The sequence below is a fragment of the uncultured Piscinibacter sp. genome (genome assembly GCF_937952055.1).
In the GTDB taxonomy this organism is placed as follows: Bacteria; Pseudomonadota; Gammaproteobacteria; order Burkholderiales; family Burkholderiaceae_C; genus Piscinibacter.
On the sequence record NZ_CALFYO010000011.1, the window covers coordinates 1 to 16,973 of the forward strand.

A 16,973-nucleotide genomic window follows, 5' to 3' on the forward strand; every position below is an offset into this window, starting at 1 on the left:
GCGCAGGCAGCCGAAGTAGTTCAGCTGCATGGTGCGCTCGAAGTCGTGGAAGCGGTCGTAGCTCGACTCGATGGCGCGGCGGATCGAACGGCCGGCGTTGTTGACGAGGAAGTCGACGCCGCCATGCGCCTCGGTCAGTGCCTGGATGAAGGCGGCGCAATCGGCCTCGTCGGCGATGTCCACGCTGTAGCTGTGCACGATCGAGTCCTTGCCGGCGAAGGCCTTGATTTCCTTCACCGCCTCGGCGAGCTTGTCGTTGTCGCGCGCACAGATGATGGTGATCGCGCCGGCCTGCGCGAACTTGCACGCTGCCGCCAGGCCGATGCCCGACGAGCCCCCGGTCACCAGCACCACCTTGCCTGCCACCGTGCCGCGCAGGGATCGGTCAATGAACAGCGCCGGGTCGAGGTGGCGCTCCCAGTAGTCCCACAGTCGCCAGGCATAGTCGTGCAGGTTGGGACACTCGATGCCGCTGCCCTTCAGCGCCGCGTCGGTCTCGCGGCGATCGAAGCGGGTCGGGTAGTTGACGAAGGTCATCATGTCCTCGGGCAGGCCGAGGTCTTTCATCACCGCCCTGTAGACACGCCGCACCGGCGCCAGCGCCATCAGGCCCTTCTTGACACTCTTCGGGATGAAGCCGAGCAGCGCCGCGTTGACGAACAGGTTCATCTTCGGCGCGTGCGCGGCCTTGCTGAAGATGTCCAGCACGTCGCCGACGCGGTAGCCCACGGGGTCGACCAGGTGGTAGCACTTGCCGCTGGCGTGGAAGTGGTGGCTGATGTGGTCGAGCGCGGCGACGACGAAGTCCACCGGCACGATGTTCACGCGCCCGCCTTCGAGGCCGACGCTGGGCATCCACGGCGGCAGGATCTGCCGCATGCGCTGGATCAGCTTGAAGAAGTAGTACGGGCCGTCGACCTTGTCCATTTCGCCCGTCTTCGAGTCGCCCACCACCATGGCCGGGCGGTAGACGGTCCAGGGCACCCTGCACTCCTTGCGCACGATCTTCTCGCTTTCGTGCTTGGTCATGAAGTACGGATGGTCCAGGCCCTCGGCCTCCTCGAACATGTCCTCGCGGAACACGCCTTCGTAGAGGCCTGCCGCGGCGATGGACGAGACATGGTGGAAATGCTTGACGTCGATCGCCTTGGCGAATTCGACCGCGCTGCGGGTGCCCTCGATGTTCGTCCTGACCTGGCTCTCTTCGTCGGCCTGGAGGTCATAGACCGCCGCGAGGTGGTACATGTGGTCGATGTGCCCCTTCAGCGCCTTCACCTCGTCGGAGCCCACGCCGAGCTTCTTGCTCGTCAGGTCGCCGTACACCGGTATCGCGCGCGTCCGGCCCACACCCCAGTACTGCAGCAACTCGGGCACCTTGCCTTCCGACTCCGGGCGCAGCAGGAAATACACGACCGCTCCGCGTCGCGCCAGCAGCGTCTTGACGAGACGCCTGCCGATGAAGCCGGTGGCGCCGGTGACGAAGTACTGCATGGGGCTCCTCCTGGGTGGAAACGGGTTTGCACCTATTCTTGACTAAAGGTCCTGGAGCGACGCTGCGCGCTTACCCGGAGCGCTCCACGCCCGGCGTAGAGCCCTCGCCCTAGAGTTTTAGGCTGCTCCCTCCAAGAGGGGTGCCTATAGTGCAACTCATCCCCGCACACCACAGAGGACAGACCATGGTCAAGAAGCTCAAGCAGATGGCGAACAAGAAGGCCACTTCCTCGGCAAGCCTGTTGGACGGCGCGCTCGCCGGCTCGGTGAAGGACTCGGCGCAGCAGATCTGGCTGGCCGGCATGGGCGCCTTCTCGAAGGCGCAGGAAGAAGGCGGCAAGGTGTTCGAGGCTCTCGTCAAGGAAGGCCTGTCGCTGCAGCGCAAGACGCAGGCAGTGGCTGAAGAGAAGATCGGCGCCGTGACCGGCAAGATGACCAGCATGGCCGGCGACGTGCAGAGCAAGGCCGGACAGCACTGGGACAAGCTCGAAACCATCTTCGAGGAGCGCACCGCCAAGGCACTGAACAAGCTGGGCGTGCCCTCGGCGAAGGACGTGGAGGCGCTGATCAAGCGCATCGACGCGCTGAGCGCCCAGGTCGCCAAGCTCTCCAAGGGCGAGGCGCCAGCAAAGAAGGCTGCCGCAAAGAGCCGCGCCAACGGCGCGGCCAAGCCCGCCGCGAAGCGCGTGGCCGCGCGCAAGTCGGCTGCAGCCTGAGCGCCGCCTCCTGCTGCGGGCGGGGCACCAGGGGTGCCCCGTTTCGTCTTGTGCGCGCCGAATCCGATCTAGACACGCTGCTCCAGCGGGAAGCACGTGTCGCGGCCTAGACTGAGGCCATGATGAATCGCCCCCGCATCGGTGTGGCCCTGGCCGGCGGGGGCCCGTTGGGTGCCGTCTACGAACTCGGCGCGCTGTGCGCGTTGGACGAGGCGATCACCGGCCTCGACCTGGCCAACTGCCACGCCTACGTCGGCGTTTCGGCAGGCGGCTTCATCGCCGCTGCGCTGGCCAACGGCATGAGCCCACGCGAGCAATGCGCCTCGTTCATCGAGAACGAGGGGGCGGCCCACGACATCTTCGAACCCTCGCTGCTGCTGCGGCCGGCCTGGGGCGAATTCGCCAGGCGCCTTGCCGCGCTGCCGCGCGTGGCATGGCAGGCGCTGTGGGTGGGCGCGTTACAGCGCCGCTCGGCCAGCGTCACGCTGGAGCAGTTCGGCCATGCGCTGCCCACCGGCTTGTTCTCCAACACCGGCGTCGAGGCGCAGCTGCGCCGGCAGTTCGCGGTGGCGGGGCGCAGCAACGACTTCCGCAAGCTGCAGCGCAAGCTGGTGCTGGTGGCCACCGATCTCGACAGTGGCGAGAGCGCGCCGTTCGGCCAGCCCGGCTGGGACGGCATTCCAATCTCGCAGGCGGTGCAGGCCAGTTCGGCGCTGCCGGGGCTCTTCCCGCCGGTGGAGATCGGCGGACGGTGCTACGTCGACGGCGCGCTGAAGAAGACGCTGCACGCCTCGGTGCTGCTCGACGAGGGCCTCGACCTGCTGCTGTGCCTCAACCCGCTGGTGCCTTTCGACGCCGCGCATGCGCCTCGCCACCGCGTGCTCAGCAGCGGCGAGCCGCGCATCCCCAAGCTGGTCGACGGCGGCCTGCCGGTGGTGCTGTCGCAGACCTTCCGCACGCTGATCCATTCGCGGCTCGAGCTCGGCATGAAGGGCTACGAGCGCAGCCATCCCGACACCGACATCCTGCTCTTCGAACCCGACCAACGCGACCCGGAGATGTTCCTCGCCAACACCTTCGGCTACTCGCAGCGGCGCCGGCTGGCCGAGCATGCCTATCGGCAGACGCGCGAGCAGTTGAGAGCGCAGCGGCCGCTGCTTGCCGCGAAGCTGGCACGGCACGGCCTGACGCTGGACGACGCCGTGCTCGACGACCACCACCGCACGCTGTTGCGCCGCCCGGCGCGCCGCGCCCGACCCGGGCTGCCTTCAGCGCTGGCGGTGAAGAAGCTCGAGCAGGTGCTCGATGAACTCGAGGTGGCACTGCTGGCGGACTGAGGTTCAGAGCTTGCCCGGGAACCACCACAGCAGCACGGCGGTCATCGTCAGGTAGCGCGCGAACTTGCCGATCGCCATGTAGAGCACGCAGGGCCAGAACGGCAGTCGCAGCCAGCCCGCCACGGCGCACAGTGGATCGCCCACCGCGGGCAGCCACGACAGCAGGCAGGCCTTGGGCCCGAAGCGCTCGAGCCACTTCAGGGCCCGTGCCTCGACATGCTTGTGCGTGACCCGCTCGTAGGCGCGCTCCGCTCCGTAGCCCATCGCCCAGGTGAGCGCACCGCCCAGCGTGTTGCCGGCGGTGGCGACGAGGATGGCGCTCCAGAACAGCTCGGGATTGAGCTTGAGCAGGCCGAACACCGCGGGCTCCGAGCCCAAAGGCAGCAGCGTGGCCGACACGAAGGCGACCACGAACACCGTGCTGAGCCCGAACTCGGGCAGGGCCAGCACCGCCAGCAGGGATTGCAGCCAAGCCTCCATCGAAAGCGATTATCGACACAGGACCCTTGATGCACCGCACCACGAGACCTCCCGACGCGCTGGCTATACTCCTGCCTCTCTTTTCAGCACCCGCCCCCTTCCCCATGCGCATCGGCCACATCACGCTGGCAAACCGGCTGTTTGCCGCCCCGATGGCCGGGGTGACGGACCGCCCGTTCCGCATGCTGTGCAAGCAGCTCGGTGCGGGCTACGCGGTCAGCGAGATGGTGACCTCGCGCAAGGACCTGTGGAACAGCCTGAAGACCAGCCGACGCGCCGACCACCGCGGCGAGACGTCGCCGATCGCCGTGCAGATCGCCGGCACCGACGCGCCGATGATGGCCGAGGCGGCGGCCTACAACGTCGACCGCGGCGCGCAGATCATCGACATCAACATGGGCTGCCCGGCCAAGAAGGTGTGCAGCAAGTGGGCCGGCTCGGCGCTGATGCAGGACGAGCCGCTGGCCACGGCGATCGTCGAGGCCGTGGTCGCGGCCTGCGCGCCACGCAACGTGCCGGTGACGTTGAAGATGCGCACCGGCTGGTGCGACAGCGAACGCAACGCGGTGCGCCTGGCGCGCATGGCCGAGGCCGCCGGCATCTCGATGGTGACCGTGCACGGCCGCACGCGCGAGCAGGGCTACGGGGGTGCGGCGGAGTACGAAACCATCGCGGCGGTGAAGGCGGCGGTGTCGATTCCCGTGGTCGCCAACGGCGACATCGACTCGCCGCGCAAGGCGCGCGCCGTATTCGCGGCGACCGGCGCCGATGCGATCATGATCGGCCGTGCTGCGCAGGGTCGGCCGTGGATCTTCGCCGAGATCGCACACTTCCTCGCCACCGGCGAGGAACTCGCCCCGCCGCGCACGGCCCAGGCTAGAGCATGGCTGGTACAGCACCTGCACGCCCACTACACCCTCTATGGAGAAGGCGCCGGCGTTCGCAGCGCCCGCAAGCACATCGGCTGGGCGGTGCGCGCGTTGCCCGGCGGCGAGGCCTTCCGCGCCGAGATGAACCTGATCGACGACTGCGCGGCTCAGTTGCGCGCGGTGGAGACGTTCTTCGACCGCCTCGCCGATACCCATCCACGGCTGCCGGTCACGAGCCGCGCCGCCAACGACGACGTTCTGGCACGAAAAGCATGAGCAAGAAACACATCGAGGAGTGCATCCGGGAGAACCTGGAGGGCTATTTCAAGGACCTGCGCGGTGTCGAGCCGGCTGCGATGTACGACATGATCCTGCGCGTGGTGGAGAAGCCGCTGCTCGAGGTGGTGATGAAACACGCCGAGGGCAACCAGAGCCGCGCCGCCGACTGGCTGGGCATCAACCGCAACACCCTGCGGCGAAAGCTGCTCGACCACAAGCTGATCAAGTAGGACGACCATGACGACCGCGCTGATTTCCGTTTCCGACAAGACCGGCGTGCTCGAGTTCGCACGCGGACTGCACGACCTGGGCGTGAAGCTGCTGTCCACGGGCGGCACGGCGAAGCTGCTCGCCGACGCCGGGCTGGGCGTCACCGAGGTGGCCGACCACACCGGTTTCCCGGAAATGCTCGACGGCCGCGTGAAGACGCTGCATCCGAAGATCCACGGCGGTCTGCTGGCGCGACGCGACCTGCCGGCGCACGTGAAGGCGCTGCAGGCCCATGGCATCGCGACGATCGACGTGCTGGTGGTGAACCTCTATCCGTTCGAGGCCACCGTCGCCAAGCCCGGCTGCACGCTGGAGGACGCGATCGAGAACATCGACATCGGCGGTCCGGCGATGGTGCGCTCGGCAGCGAAGAACTGGAAGGACGTCGCGGTGCTCACCGATGCGTCGCAGTACGAGAGCGTGCTCGCCGAGCTGAAGGCCGGCGGCATCAGCCAGAAGACGAAGTTCGCGCTGTCGGTGGCGGCCTTCAACCGCATCAGCAACTACGACGCCGCGATCAGCGACTACCTGTCCTCGCTGCAGGAGGACGGCTCGCGCAGCGCCTTCCCGGCGCAGGCCAACGGCCGCTTCGTCAAGCTGCAGGACCTGCGCTACGGCGAGAATCCGCACCAGTCGGCGGCCTTCTATCGCGATCTCCACCCCGCCCCGGGTTCGCTGGTGACGGCCCGGCAGCTGCAGGGCAAGGAGCTCTCGTACAACAACATCGCCGATGCCGACGCGGCGTGGGAGTGCGTGAAGAGCTTCGACACACCGGCCTGCGTGATCGTCAAGCATGCCAACCCCTGCGGCGTGGCGCTCGGCGCGAGCCCGGCCGAGGCCTATGCCAAGGCCTTCAAGACCGACCCGACCTCGGCCTTCGGCGGCATCATCGCCTTCAACCGCGAGCTCGACGGCGAAGGTGCGGCGCTGGTCGCCAAGCAGTTCGTCGAAGTGCTGATCGCGCCGTCGTTCACGGCCGAGGCCCGAGCGGCGTTTGCCTCCAAGGCGAACACGCGGCTGCTGCAAATCGCCCTGCCCGCCGGTGGTGACACGGCCTGGCAGCAGGGCCGTAATGCGCAGGACGTCAAGCGCGTCGGCTCGGGCCTCTTGATCCAGGACGCCGACAACCGCGAGGTATCGCGCGCCGAGCTGAAGGTGGTGACGAAGAAACAGCCCACGGCGGCCCAGCTCGACGACCTGTTGTTTGCCTGGAAGGTCGCCAAGTACGTCAAGAGCAACGCCATCGTCTTCTGCGGTGGCGGCATGACACTGGGCGTGGGCGCGGGACAGATGAGCCGCATCGACTCCGCGCGCATTGCCTCGATCAAGGCGGCCAACGCCGGCCTGACGCTGCAGGGCTCGGCCGTGGCGAGCGATGCCTTCTTCCCCTTCCGCGACGGCCTGGACGTGGTCGTCGATGCGGGTGCCGCCTGCGTCATCCAGCCCGGAGGATCGGTGCGCGACGACGAAGTCATCGCGGCGGCCGACGAGCGCGGCATCTCGATGGTGCTGACTGGCGTGCGCCACTTCAGGCACTGATCGCCTGTTCATGAAGCTGCCCGAGGCTGCCGGACTCTTCCTCGCCTTCCTCGCCCGCCTGATCACCGGCGCGCAAGGCCACTGGTACGGCAGCCCGCCCAAGGCCGAGCAGCGCATCTACTTCGCCAACCACCAGAGCCACTTCGACTGGGTGCTGATCTGGGCGGCTCTGCCCCACGAGCTTCGCGCCGTCACGCGGCCGATCGCTGCACGCGACTACTGGACCTCGAGCCGGTTCAAGCACTGGATCACGCGCGAGATCTTCAACGCGGTCTACGTGAGCCGGCAGCGCAGCGAGGACGAAGACCCGCTCGAGCCGCTGATGGAGGCGCTCAGGAGCGGCGACTCGCTGGTCATTTTCCCCGAGGGCACGCGCGGACACGCGGCCGACCCGGCGCCCTTCAGGGCCGGCCTGTTCCATCTGGCCGAGGCCTTCCCGGAGGTGCAGCTGATCCCGGCATGGATCGATAACGTGCAGCGCGTCATGCCCAAGGGCGAGGTGGTGCCGGTACCCATCCTCTGTTCCGTGACGTTCGGCGCGCCGATGGCGCTGCAGCCCGGCGAGGACAAGCGCACGTTCCTCGAACGCGCGCGCCAGGCCGTGATCGCGCTCCGGGACGTCGGCTGACATGGGCGCCCTGCGCAACCTCAGCGTCAGCGAGCAGGTCGGCCTGCTGTTCGTGCTGCTGTTCGGCCTGCTGACCATCGTCAGCATCGTTGCCACCACGCGCTCGGTGCGCGAGCGCTCGCCGGACGAACAGGAGCACTTCGACCGCTTCGTGCGCGACCTGCGCGCGGTGTGGATGGGTGCGGTCCTGTTCTGGATCGCCTGGGCCTCGGGCGCCTTCGTATCGACACTGCTGTTCGGCGTGCTGTCCTTCATCGCGCTGCGCGAGTTCGTCACGCTGACGCACACCCGCCGTGGCGACCACCGCAGCCTGCTGCTCGCCTTCTTCGTCGTGCTGCCGCTGCAATACGGCATCGTTGCCACCGAACACTTCGACCTGTTCACGGTGTTCGTGCCGGTCTACGTGTTCCTCGCCATCCCGGTGGTCAGCGCCTTCGGCAACGACCCGACACGCTTTCTCGAGCGCACGGCGAAGATCCAGTGGGGCATCATGGTGTGCGTCTACGGCATGAGCCACGCCCCGGCCCTGCTGCTGCTCGACCTGCCGCGCTACGAGGGGCGCGGCGCCTTCATGGTGCTCTACCTCGTCGTCGTCGTGGCCACCGCGCAGATCGCGCAGGAGACGGCGAGCCGCTGGCTGCGGCGGCGGCCAGTGGCCCGCGCGATCAGCCGCTCCTTCTCGTGGCGCGCCTGGTGGACCGGCGCGCTGGCGGCGGCGATCGTCGGTGCGGCGCTGTACTGGGCAACGCCCTTTAAGCCGATCCCGGCGCTGATCATGGGTTTCATTGCCGGCGGCAGCGGCACCTTCGGCGAGTTCGTCATGAAGGCATTGAAGAAGGACGCCGGCGTGCCCAGCTGGGGCGGCAAGGCGTCGGTGACCGGCGCGGTGGGCCTGCTCGACCGCGTGGCTCCGCTGTGCTTCGCCGCACCGGTGTTCTTCCACTCGGTGCGCTGGTACTTCGGCGTGTAGGCAACGCAGGCACACTGGCCCCATGCGGATCCTCGGCATCGACCCCGGCCTGCGCACCACCGGCTTCGGCGTGATCGAGGCCGAAGGCTCGCGGCTGCACTACGTGGCCAGCGGCACGATCAAGACCGATGCGGCGGCGATCGGCGAGCTGCCGGCGAGGCTGAAGATCATCTTCGACGGCGTGCGCGAGGTCACCGCGCGCTATCGGCCCGACTGCGCGTCGATGGAGATCGTCTTCGTCAATGTCAATCCGCAGTCCACGCTGCTGCTCGGGCAGGCGCGGGGCGCGGCGCTGGCGGCGCTGGTGTCCAACGATCTGGCGGTGTCCGAATACACCGCGCTGCAGATGAAGAAGGCCGTGGTCGGCCACGGCCAGGCGCGCAAGGAGCAGGTCCAGGCGATGGTGGCGCGGCTGCTGGCCCTGCCCGGCGAGCCGGGCAAGGACGCCGCCGACGCGCTCGGGCTGGCGATCTGCCACGCCCATGCCGGCGCGTCGTTCGCGGCGATCTCGCGCACCACGACGCTGGCGCGCCGCGTGCATGCCCAGTATCGCAAAGGCCGAAGTTACTGACGGGCCACGTCTTCAGGCGACAATCGCGCCCTCTATGTATGCCCTGTTCGAAGACGCCGGGAAATTCCATGCCGGCCGCGTGATGACCGAAGCCGACAGCTCGATGCAGATCGAGCTCGACTCGGGCAAGCGCGTGAAGGTGAAGTCGGCCAACGTGCTGCTGAAGTTCGACAAGCCGCAACCGGCCGAGCTGATCGCGTCGGCGCAGACGATCGCGCGCGACATCGATCTCGACCTCGCGTGGGAATTCGCCCCCGAGCAGGAGTTCGGCTTCGCCGACCTGGCGCGCGACTACTTCGAGGCCAGCGCCGGCGTCGAGAAGCAGGCCGCGGCGCTGTTCCGCCTGTTCGAAGCGCCGCACTATTTCCGGCGGCTCGGCAAAGGCAATTTCCGCAAGGCGCCGGAGGAGACAGTGAAGGCCGCGCTGCTCGGTATCGAGCGCAAGAAGGCCGTCCAGGCGCAGATCGAGGCGTGGGCCGGCGAGTTGCTGCGCGGCGATTGTCCGGCGCCGGTGCGCGAGCAGCTGTACAAGATCCTCTTCAAGCCCGACAAGAACGCACCCGAGTACAAGGCCGTCGTCGAGGCAGCCAGGCGCTCGCAGAAGCCGCCGCTCGAACTGCTCAAGGCCGCCGGAGCGATCGACTCGCCCTACCAGTTCCACTGGCGGCGCTTCCTGTTCGACAACTTCCCCAAGGGCACCGGTTTCCCGCCCCTGGCCGCGCCGGCGATCAAGGAGGAACTGCCGCTGTCGCCGGTACAGGCCTTCTCGATCGACGACTCGCACACCACCGAGATCGACGACGCGCTGTCCGTGCAGGGCCTGGGCTCGGGCACGGTGGTGTTCGGCATCCACATCGCTGCACCGGGCCTGGCCATCACTGCCGAGTCGCCGCTGGACAAGCTCGCGCGTGAGCGCCTGTCCACCGTCTACATGCCGGGCTGGAAGCTCACCATGCTGCCCGACGCGGTGGTGCAGGCCTACACGCTGACCGCCGGCCAGGCCTGTCCGGCGTTGTCGCTGTACGTCACGGTCGACGAGGCCAGCTTGGCGGTGAAGGGCAGCGAGACGAAGCTGGAGCGGGTGAACATCGTCTCCAACCTGCGCCACGACCAGCTCGACGCCGTGATCACCGAGGCCGCGCTGAGCGGCGAGGCGCCCGCCCCCTACGCGCACGCACCCGAACTCGCCTTCGCCTTTCGCCTTGCGCGCCACCTGAAGGCGCAACGCGAGGTGGTGCGCGGCAAGCCCGAGAGCTTCAACCGGCCGGACTACACCTTCCGACTCGAAGGCGGCGGCGAGCCGCGGGGCGACGAGCGCGTGTCGATCAGCACGCGGCAGCGCGGCGCGCCGCTGGACCTGATCGTCGCCGAAGCGATGATCCTGGCCAACAGCACCTGGGGCGGCTGGATCGCGGAATGCGGCGTGCCCGGCATCTACCGCAGCCAGGCGAGCCTGGCGCCGGGCGTGAAGGTGCGCATGGGCGTGAAGCCGGCGCCGCACGCCGGCATGGGCGTGGCGCAGTACACCTGGGCGACCTCGCCGCTGCGCCGCTACGTCGACCTCGTCAACCAGTGGCAGATCATCGCCTGCGCGCGGCACGGCCGCACCGCGGCGCTGGCCGCGCCCTTCAAGCCCAAGGACGCGGCGCTGTTCTCGATCATCTCCGCCTTCGACGCCGCCTACGCCGAGTACAACGGCTTCCAGTCGGCGATCGAGCGCTACTGGACCCTGCAGCACCTGGCACAGAACGACATTGCCGAACTCGATGCCGCGGTGATGAAGGACGGACTGGTGCGCGCCGACATGCTGCCGCTGGTGTTCAGGGCGCTCGGCGCAGAAGGGCTGCCGCGCGGCGCGCGCGTGCGCGTGCGCGTGACCGGCACCGACCTGCTCACGCTGGACGTGCATGCCAGCGTGCTCAGGCGCATCGACGACCCGACCACGACCGCGGACGACGCGCAGGTCGACGAAGCCGACGTCGAGGAGGCGGTGGAGAGCGCCGGACCGCTGACGCTTGCGATCGACGTGGCCGCAGAGGGCGAGGCCGGCGAGCCGGCGAGCAAGGGCGATGCCTGACATGGCTTCGAAGGCACGCCGCAAACTCTCGACGCTGCAGCTCGCGCTGCTCTTCTCGGTCGGCGTGCACGCGGCCCTGCTCGGGGTGCGCTTCGTCGACCCGGAGGGATTCAACCGCGTGTTCCAGGACACCCCGCTGGAAGTGATCCTGGTGAACTCCCGCTCGGGCGAAGCGCCCTCGGTGGCAGCGGCGATCGCGCAGGCCAACCTGCAGGGCGGCGGCGACGCCGAGCGCGGGCGCGCGACATCGCCGCTGCCACCGGCCGCGACCATTGAACTCGGCGACGCCAACGAGGACGCGCGCCGCCAGGTCGAGCAGCTTCAGGAGGCTCAGCAGCAACTGCTCGCGCAAATGCGCCGCGAGCTCGCACTGCTGCCGCCGCCCGATCCGAGGCGCGACCAGGGCTCGCCGCAGGAGCGCTCGCTGGAAGAAAAGCGTCGCCGGCTGATCGAGCTGCTTGCCGAGATCGAGAAGCGCATCAACGAGGAGAACGCGCGGCCGAAGAAGCGCTATATCAGCCCTGCCACGAGAGAGGAGGTCTATGCGCTCTATTACGACCAGCTGCGCCGCAGGATCGAGGAACGCGGCACGCGCAACTTCCCCGAGCACCAGGGTCGCAAACTCTACGGCGAGCTGGTGATGAACGTGACGGTGGATGCCGAGGGCCGTGTCATCGAGACCGAGGTCGTGCGGCCGTCCAGCTCGAAGGTGCTCGACCGGCGCGCGGTGGCGATCGTCAAGGCGGCCGCGCCGTTCGGGCCGTTCAGCGCAGCGATGCGGCGCAAGGCCGACCAGCTGGTGATCACCTCGCGCTTCAAGTTCACGCGCGAGGAGGGACTCGAGACGACGTTGAGCGCGCCCCAGTGACCGTGGCCCATCCCGATCGTTACGCGGTGGCCGGCAATCCGGTCGAACACAGCCAGTCGCCCTTCATCCATGCGGAATTCGCCCGGCAGACGAGGCAGGCGATGGTCTACGGCCGCCTGCTCTGCCCGCTGAACGGCTTCGCCGAGACGGTCCGCGGATTCGCGGCCGACACCTCGGCCGGGGCAGTGCGCGGGTGCAACGTCACCGTGCCGTTCAAGTTCGAGGCCTACGCGCTCGCCGCGCGCCACACGCCGCGAGCCACGCTGGCACGGGCCGCCAACACGCTGCGTTTCGATGCCGGGGGCTGGCTCGCCGACAACACCGACGGCATCGGCCTGGTGCGCGACATCGAGCGCAATGCCGGCGTGCCGCTGGCCGGCGCGCGCGTGCTGCTGATCGGCGCGGGCGGCGCCGCGGCCGGCGCGCTGGGGCCGCTGCTTGCGGCCGGGCCTGCGGAGCTGGTGGTGGCCAACCGCACGCTGGCGAAGGCGCAGCAGCTGGTCGAACGGCACCGTGACGTATCGGCCTCGGTCGCGCTGTCGGTGCGTCCGCCCGGCGATTGCGGACGCGGCTTCGACGTGGTCGTCAACGCCACGGCCTCCAGCCTGCAGGGCGACAAGGTCCCCGTCGGTGCCGGCGTGCTCGGCCACGGAGCACTCGCGCTCGACATGATGTATGGCCAGGCGGCGCAAGGCTTCATCGCCTGGGCCGAAGCGCACGGCGCACGCGGTCGCGACGGCCTCGGCATGCTCGTCGAGCAGGCCGCCGAAGCGTTCGGGTTGTGGCGCGGCGTGCAGCCTGACACCGCGCCCGTGCTCGCCGCATTGCGCGAGCGCCTGGGAAGCCAGGCGTCATGATGCGCACGGTGGCACGGGCGCTGCTGCGTCTGCTGGCCCTGTTCGTGCTCTCGGCGTTCGCGCTGCAGCTGTACTTCCTCGCCCGCGTCGCGCTGATGGCGGTTCTCGACCCGCAGTCGACCACCTTCCAGCGCTCCGAAGCCTGGCGGCTGCTCGTCGAGAAGCGGCAGATCCTGTGGGCGCAGCAGTGGGTGGACTACGCGCGCATCTCGCCGAACCTCAAGCGCGCGGTCATCGCTTCCGAGGATGCCGAGTTCGCCGAGCACAGCGGCGTCGACTGGGACGCGATCGAGAAGGCCTGGGAGCGCAATCAGCGCGCCGAGGAACGCCTCGAGCGGCTGACCGCGCAGCATGAACGCCGGACCGCGAGAGTGCCGGCGGGCAGGGCACCGCCCCCGCCGCCACCGCAGGTGGCCAAGGTGGTGGGCGGCTCGACCATCACCCAGCAGCTCGCCAAGAACCTCTTCCTCGGCAGCGAGCGCAGCCTCGCACGCAAGGGCCAGGAGTTCGTCATCACGATGATGCTGGAGGGCCTGCTGCCCAAGCAGCGCATCCTCGAGATCTATCTGAACAGCGTCGAGTGGGGCGAGGGCATGTTCGGCGCGGAAGCCGCTGCACGGCACTACTTCCGCACCAGCGCGCAAGCGCTCGGTCCGATGCAGGCGGCACGGCTGGCGGTGATGCTGCCGGCGCCCAAGCGGTTCGAGAAGCGGCCGAACTCGGCCTACGTGATCGGCCGCGCCGGCACGATCGCGGCGCGCATGGGCGCGATCGACCCGCCGTAGAGGGGGGTCGGCGCCGCTGCCTAGAATGGGCCATGACTCCGACGCTGACCGAAGAGATTGCCGCCGCCGCCGCCCGCTTGGTGGTGGAGGAGGGCATGGAGTACGGCCCCGCCAAGCGCAAGGCCGCGAAGACGCTGGGCCGGCACAGTGTGCGCCCGGCCGAGATGCCGGCCAACGAAGCGGTGGAGGACGAGGTCCGGGCCTACTTGCAGCTCTTCTGCGCCGACACCCAGCCGTCGGAGCTGCGAGCGCTGCGCGAAGTGGCAGCACAGTGGATGGAGCGCCTCGCGCCGCTGCGGCCGCACCTGGGTGGTGCCGTGTGGCGGGGTACGGCCACGCGACTGTCCTGCGTTCATCTGCAACTCTATTGCGACGACTCCAAGCAGGCCGAGATCCGCCTGCTCGACCTCGGCGTGCCCTACGACGTGGGCAGCCGATCCGGGCCGCGCGGCGAGAGCATCGACGTGCTCACGGTGTCCAGCCCCAGTCGCGAGCTCGGCGAGGCGGTCACCGTGCATCTCTCCGTGCTCGACCACGACGATCTGCGCGGCGCGCTGAAGCCCGATGCGCGTGGCCGGACCTCCTGCGGCGACCTGGCGGCGCTGCGCCGATTGCTGGTGTCGGCATGAAGCGTCGGTCACTGCTCGTCGGCTCGGCGGTGGGTGCCGCGGCGGCGCTGGCTGGCGCGGGCGTGGCGTGGTGGCGGCTGCGTGTCGCCGAACCGCCGTTGCCAGCCGGCTTCTGGGACAGCCGCTTCGAACGGCCCGAAGGTGGAGAGTTGGCACTGGCGAGCTTGCGGGGCAAGCCGCTGGTGCTGAACTTCTGGGCGACCTGGTGCGCGCCTTGCGTCACCGAATTGCCGCTTCTCGATGGCTTTCACCGGGAGCAGAATCCGCGCGGCTGGACCGTGGTGGCGCTGGCCATCGACAGCCCGACACCGGTGCGGGAGTTCCTCCGCCAGCGGCCGTTGGCGATGCCGGTCGGACTGGCGGGTCTGGATGGCGTGGAGTTCGGGCGCTCACTCGGCAATCACCAGGGCGGCCTGCCCTTCACGGTGGTGCTGGGCAGCGATGGCACGGTGCGTTGGCGCAAGCTCGGGGCACTCGGGACAGCCGACATCGAGGCGTGGCAGTCCAGCGTGTCCTGAGTTTCTTCGCCATTCGCAAGCACCAACCGGCGCAAAAGTCAATTGCTGCTAAATGGCGCCAAGGCGCGTAAAGTCGCGGCCTTCGCGCCGCAATTCAGGCTTCATTCCACGGCCATCGAAATCTAACGCAGTCCCGGCATGAAGCGCGTGGCGCCTGGTCCGAGGCGGCGCATCCGGGAAAATTGAGCGCCGTTGGGCACAGGATGGCTGCGGCAGCCCACATCAAGAGGCCAGAGACCTCGCATCACCGTTGGAGAGAGCATGGACCTTCGCAAGCTCAAGACACTGATCGACCTGGTGTCGGAATCGAACATCTCGGAGTTGGAAATCACCGAAGCCGACGGCAAGGTGCGCATCGTCAAGTCCGAACCGGCTGCTGCGGCGTTGGCGGCGAACCCGGGCCAGGCGGCAGCCGTTGCCGCCGTGCCGCCCGTCGCTGCGCCGGTGGCTGCACCTGCGGTGGCTGCCGCACCCGCCGCCGCGCCCGCCGAGACCGGTCATGTCGTGAAGTCGCCGATGGTCGGCACCTTCTACCGCTCGTCCAGCCCGGGCGGCAAGCCGTTCGTCGAGTTGGGCACGGCGGTCAAGGAAGGCGAGCCGATCTGCATCATCGAGGCGATGAAGATCATGAACGAGATCGAGTCGGACAAGTCCGGCACGATCACCAAGATCCTCTGCGAGAACGGCCAGGCAGTCGAATTCGGCCAGCCCCTGTTCGTCATCGAGTGAGCCCGACTCGATGTTCAAGAAGATCCTGATCGCGAACCGGGGCGAGATCGCCCTGCGCATCCAGCGCGCCTGTCGAGAGATGGGCATCAAGTCGGTGGTGGTGTACTCCGAGGCCGACCGCGACGCCAAGTACGTCAGGCTCGCCGACGAGGCGGTCTGCATCGGCCCGGCAGCGTCTGCGCAGAGCTACCTCAACATGCCGGCCATCATCTCGACCGCGGAGGTGACGGACGCCGAGGCCATTCACCCTGGCTACGGCTTCCTGTCGGAGAACGCCGACTTCGCCGAGCGCGTCGAGCGCAGCGGCTTCACCTTCATCGGCCCGACCCCCGAGTCGATCCGCCTGATGGGCGACAAAGTGTCGGCCAAGCAGGCGATGATCAAGTCCGGCGTGCCCTGCGTGCCGGGTTCGGATGGCGCCCTGCCCGAAGACCCCAAGGAGATCATCCGCATCGCCCGAGGGATCGGCTACCCGGTGATCATCAAGGCGGCAGGCGGTGGCGGCGGCCGCGGCATGCGCGTGGTGCACACGGAAGCCGCGCTGATCCATGCCGTGCAGACCACGCGCAGCGAGGCCGGCGCCGCGTTCGGCAACCCGGCGGTGTACATGGAGAAGTTCCTCGAGCACCCACGCCACATCGAAATCCAGGTGATGGCGGACCAGCACAAGAGCGCGGTCTGGCTCGGCGAGCGCGACTGCTCGATGCAGCGGCGTCACCAGAAGATCATCGAGGAGGCGCCGGCGCCGGGCATCCCGAGGCGCGTGATCGAGCGCATCGGCGACCGCTGCGCCGCCGCCTGCAAGAAGATCGGCTACCGCGGCGCAGGCACCTTCGAGTTCCTCTACGAGGATGGCGAGTTCTACTTCATCGAGATGAACACGCGCGTCCAGGTGGAGCACCCGGTCACCGAGCTCGTCACCGGCATCGACATCGTGCAGATGCAGATCCGCGTCGCCGCCGGCGAGAAGCTGCCCTTCGCGCAGCGCAACATCCAGATGCGCGGCCATGCGATCGAGTGCCGCGTGAACGCCGAGGACCCGTACAAGTTCACGCCCTCGCCCGGCCGCATCACCATGTGGCACCCGCCGGGCGGCCCCGGCGTGCGCGTGGACTCGCACGCCTACACCAACTACTTCGTGCCTCCGAACTACGACTCGATGATCGGCAAGATCATCGCGCACGGCGATACGCGCGATCAGGCACTGGCGCGCATGCGCATCGCGCTGTCGGAGACCGTGGTCGAGGGCATCCTTACCAACATCCCTCTGCACCGCGAGCTGATGGTGGACGCCAAGTTCATCGAGGGCGGCACCAGCATCCACTACCTCGAGGGGTGGATGGCCGAGCACAAGCGCTGA

At 68.5% G+C, this 16,973-nt stretch carries 18 protein-coding genes; 16 read left to right on the forward strand and 2 right to left on the reverse strand.

The genetic code is table 11. The annotated features are described in order from the left end of the window. Positions 1-1,491: SDR family oxidoreductase (locus Q0599_RS03840; protein ID WP_298825975.1), on the reverse strand; the 1,491-nt coding region annotated here is incomplete at its 3' end. A gap of 185 nt (positions 1,492-1,676) precedes the next feature. Between Q0599_RS03840 and Q0599_RS03845 the strand changes: the two genes are divergently transcribed. Then, the gene (locus tag Q0599_RS03845) at positions 1,677-2,207 is read left to right on the forward strand and encodes a phasin family protein (protein ID WP_298825978.1); all 531 of its coding nucleotides are present in this window, start codon (positions 1,677-1,679) and stop codon (positions 2,205-2,207) included. Positions 2,208-2,326: 119 nt separating this feature from the next. After that, positions 2,327-3,544, forward strand: a complete 1,218-nt coding sequence (locus Q0599_RS03850) for a patatin-like phospholipase family protein (protein ID WP_298825981.1) — start codon at positions 2,327-2,329, stop codon at positions 3,542-3,544. 3 nt (positions 3,545-3,547) lie between these two features. Here Q0599_RS03850 and Q0599_RS03855 read toward each other — a convergent pair whose 3' ends face one another. Beyond that, complete coding sequence (locus Q0599_RS03855) at positions 3,548-4,024, reverse strand: YqaA family protein (protein WP_298825984.1); 477 nt, start codon at positions 4,022-4,024, stop codon at positions 3,548-3,550. Between the two features lie 104 nt (positions 4,025-4,128). Here Q0599_RS03855 and dusB point away from each other — a divergent pair, with 104 nt between their 5' ends. The 14 genes from dusB (at position 4,129) to accC (ending at position 16,973) form a co-directional block, all read left to right on the forward strand. Next, positions 4,129-5,169, forward strand: a complete 1,041-nt coding sequence (dusB, locus tag Q0599_RS03860) for a tRNA dihydrouridine synthase DusB (RefSeq protein WP_298825987.1) — start codon at positions 4,129-4,131, stop codon at positions 5,167-5,169. Continuing rightward, the gene (locus Q0599_RS03865; protein ID WP_298825990.1) at positions 5,166-5,402 is read left to right on the forward strand and encodes a Fis family transcriptional regulator; all 237 of its coding nucleotides are present in this window, start codon (positions 5,166-5,168) and stop codon (positions 5,400-5,402) included. The genes dusB and Q0599_RS03865 overlap by 4 nt, the downstream gene beginning before the upstream one ends. A 7-nt stretch (positions 5,403-5,409) precedes the next feature. After that, on the forward strand, positions 5,410-6,981 hold the full coding sequence (gene purH / locus Q0599_RS03870) for a bifunctional phosphoribosylaminoimidazolecarboxamide formyltransferase/IMP cyclohydrolase (protein ID WP_298825993.1): 1,572 nt from the start codon (positions 5,410-5,412) through the stop codon (positions 6,979-6,981). Positions 6,982-6,991: 10 nt separating this feature from the next. Continuing rightward, positions 6,992-7,609, forward strand: coding sequence for a 1-acyl-sn-glycerol-3-phosphate acyltransferase (locus Q0599_RS03875; protein WP_298825996.1), 618 nt, complete (start codon positions 6,992-6,994; stop codon positions 7,607-7,609). 1 nt (position 7,610) lies between these two features. Then, positions 7,611-8,579: a phosphatidate cytidylyltransferase gene (locus tag Q0599_RS03880; protein ID WP_298825998.1), complete on the forward strand. Its 969-nt coding sequence runs from the start codon at positions 7,611-7,613 to the stop codon at positions 8,577-8,579. Between the two features lie 22 nt (positions 8,580-8,601). Beyond that, positions 8,602-9,150, forward strand: a complete 549-nt coding sequence (gene ruvC / locus Q0599_RS03885; RefSeq protein WP_298826001.1) for a crossover junction endodeoxyribonuclease RuvC — start codon at positions 8,602-8,604, stop codon at positions 9,148-9,150. 34 nt (positions 9,151-9,184) lie between these two features. Then, on the forward strand, positions 9,185-11,227 hold the full coding sequence (locus tag Q0599_RS03890) for an RNB domain-containing ribonuclease (protein WP_298826003.1): 2,043 nt from the start codon (positions 9,185-9,187) through the stop codon (positions 11,225-11,227). After that, complete coding sequence (locus Q0599_RS03895) at positions 11,220-12,095, forward strand: energy transducer TonB (protein ID WP_298826006.1); 876 nt, start codon at positions 11,220-11,222, stop codon at positions 12,093-12,095. The genes Q0599_RS03890 and Q0599_RS03895 overlap by 8 nt, the downstream gene beginning before the upstream one ends. A 2-nt stretch (positions 12,096-12,097) precedes the next feature. Then, complete coding sequence (aroE, locus tag Q0599_RS03900) at positions 12,098-12,952, forward strand: shikimate dehydrogenase (RefSeq protein WP_298826009.1); 855 nt, start codon at positions 12,098-12,100, stop codon at positions 12,950-12,952. Then, complete coding sequence (locus Q0599_RS03905) at positions 12,952-13,737, forward strand: transglycosylase domain-containing protein (protein ID WP_298826474.1); 786 nt, start codon at positions 12,952-12,954, stop codon at positions 13,735-13,737. Before aroE ends, Q0599_RS03905 begins: the two co-directional genes overlap by 1 nt. 32 nt (positions 13,738-13,769) lie before the next feature. Further along, entirely contained in the window at positions 13,770-14,366 is a 597-nt protein-coding gene (locus tag Q0599_RS03910) for a hypothetical protein (RefSeq protein WP_298826012.1), read from the forward strand. Further along, positions 14,363-14,884 carry a TlpA disulfide reductase family protein gene (locus Q0599_RS03915; protein WP_298826015.1) on the forward strand — a complete coding sequence of 174 codons (522 nt, stop codon included), beginning with the start codon at positions 14,363-14,365 and terminating at the stop codon, positions 14,882-14,884. Before Q0599_RS03910 ends, Q0599_RS03915 begins: the two co-directional genes overlap by 4 nt. A 261-nt stretch (positions 14,885-15,145) precedes the next feature. After that, a complete protein-coding gene (accB, locus tag Q0599_RS03920; RefSeq protein WP_298826018.1) occupies positions 15,146-15,613 on the forward strand; it encodes an acetyl-CoA carboxylase biotin carboxyl carrier protein in 468 nt (155 codons plus the stop codon). A 10-nt stretch (positions 15,614-15,623) separates the two neighbouring features. Beyond that, on the forward strand, positions 15,624-16,973 hold the full coding sequence (gene accC, locus Q0599_RS03925; RefSeq protein ID WP_298826021.1) for an acetyl-CoA carboxylase biotin carboxylase subunit: 1,350 nt from the start codon (positions 15,624-15,626) through the stop codon (positions 16,971-16,973).

What these genes read in the sequence shown, in the direction of transcription:
- Q0599_RS03845 (WP_298825978.1), top strand. Translation starts at nt 1,677, where the DNA reads ATGGTCAAGAAGCTCAAGCAGATGGCGAACAAGAAGGCCACTTCCTCG.
- Q0599_RS03850 (WP_298825981.1), top strand. Translation starts at nt 2,327, where the DNA reads ATGATGAATCGCCCCCGCATCGGTGTGGCCCTGGCCGGCGGGGGCCCG.
- Q0599_RS03855 (WP_298825984.1), bottom strand. Translation starts at nt 4,024, where the DNA reads ATGGAGGCTTGGCTGCAATCCCTGCTGGCGGTGCTGGCCCTGCCCGAG.
- dusB (WP_298825987.1), top strand. Translation starts at nt 4,129, where the DNA reads ATGCGCATCGGCCACATCACGCTGGCAAACCGGCTGTTTGCCGCCCCG.
- Q0599_RS03865 (WP_298825990.1), top strand. Translation starts at nt 5,166, where the DNA reads ATGAGCAAGAAACACATCGAGGAGTGCATCCGGGAGAACCTGGAGGGC.
- purH (WP_298825993.1), top strand. Translation starts at nt 5,410, where the DNA reads ATGACGACCGCGCTGATTTCCGTTTCCGACAAGACCGGCGTGCTCGAG.
- Q0599_RS03875 (WP_298825996.1), top strand. Translation starts at nt 6,992, where the DNA reads ATGAAGCTGCCCGAGGCTGCCGGACTCTTCCTCGCCTTCCTCGCCCGC.
- Q0599_RS03880 (WP_298825998.1), top strand. Translation starts at nt 7,611, where the DNA reads ATGGGCGCCCTGCGCAACCTCAGCGTCAGCGAGCAGGTCGGCCTGCTG.
- ruvC (WP_298826001.1), top strand. Translation starts at nt 8,602, where the DNA reads ATGCGGATCCTCGGCATCGACCCCGGCCTGCGCACCACCGGCTTCGGC.
- Q0599_RS03890 (WP_298826003.1), top strand. Translation starts at nt 9,185, where the DNA reads ATGTATGCCCTGTTCGAAGACGCCGGGAAATTCCATGCCGGCCGCGTG.
- Q0599_RS03895 (WP_298826006.1), top strand. Translation starts at nt 11,220, where the DNA reads ATGCCTGACATGGCTTCGAAGGCACGCCGCAAACTCTCGACGCTGCAG.
- Q0599_RS03905 (WP_298826474.1), top strand. Translation starts at nt 12,952, where the DNA reads ATGCGCACGGTGGCACGGGCGCTGCTGCGTCTGCTGGCCCTGTTCGTG.
- Q0599_RS03910 (WP_298826012.1), top strand. Translation starts at nt 13,770, where the DNA reads ATGACTCCGACGCTGACCGAAGAGATTGCCGCCGCCGCCGCCCGCTTG.
- Q0599_RS03915 (WP_298826015.1), top strand. Translation starts at nt 14,363, where the DNA reads ATGAAGCGTCGGTCACTGCTCGTCGGCTCGGCGGTGGGTGCCGCGGCG.
- accB (WP_298826018.1), top strand. Translation starts at nt 15,146, where the DNA reads ATGGACCTTCGCAAGCTCAAGACACTGATCGACCTGGTGTCGGAATCG.
- accC (WP_298826021.1), top strand. Translation starts at nt 15,624, where the DNA reads ATGTTCAAGAAGATCCTGATCGCGAACCGGGGCGAGATCGCCCTGCGC.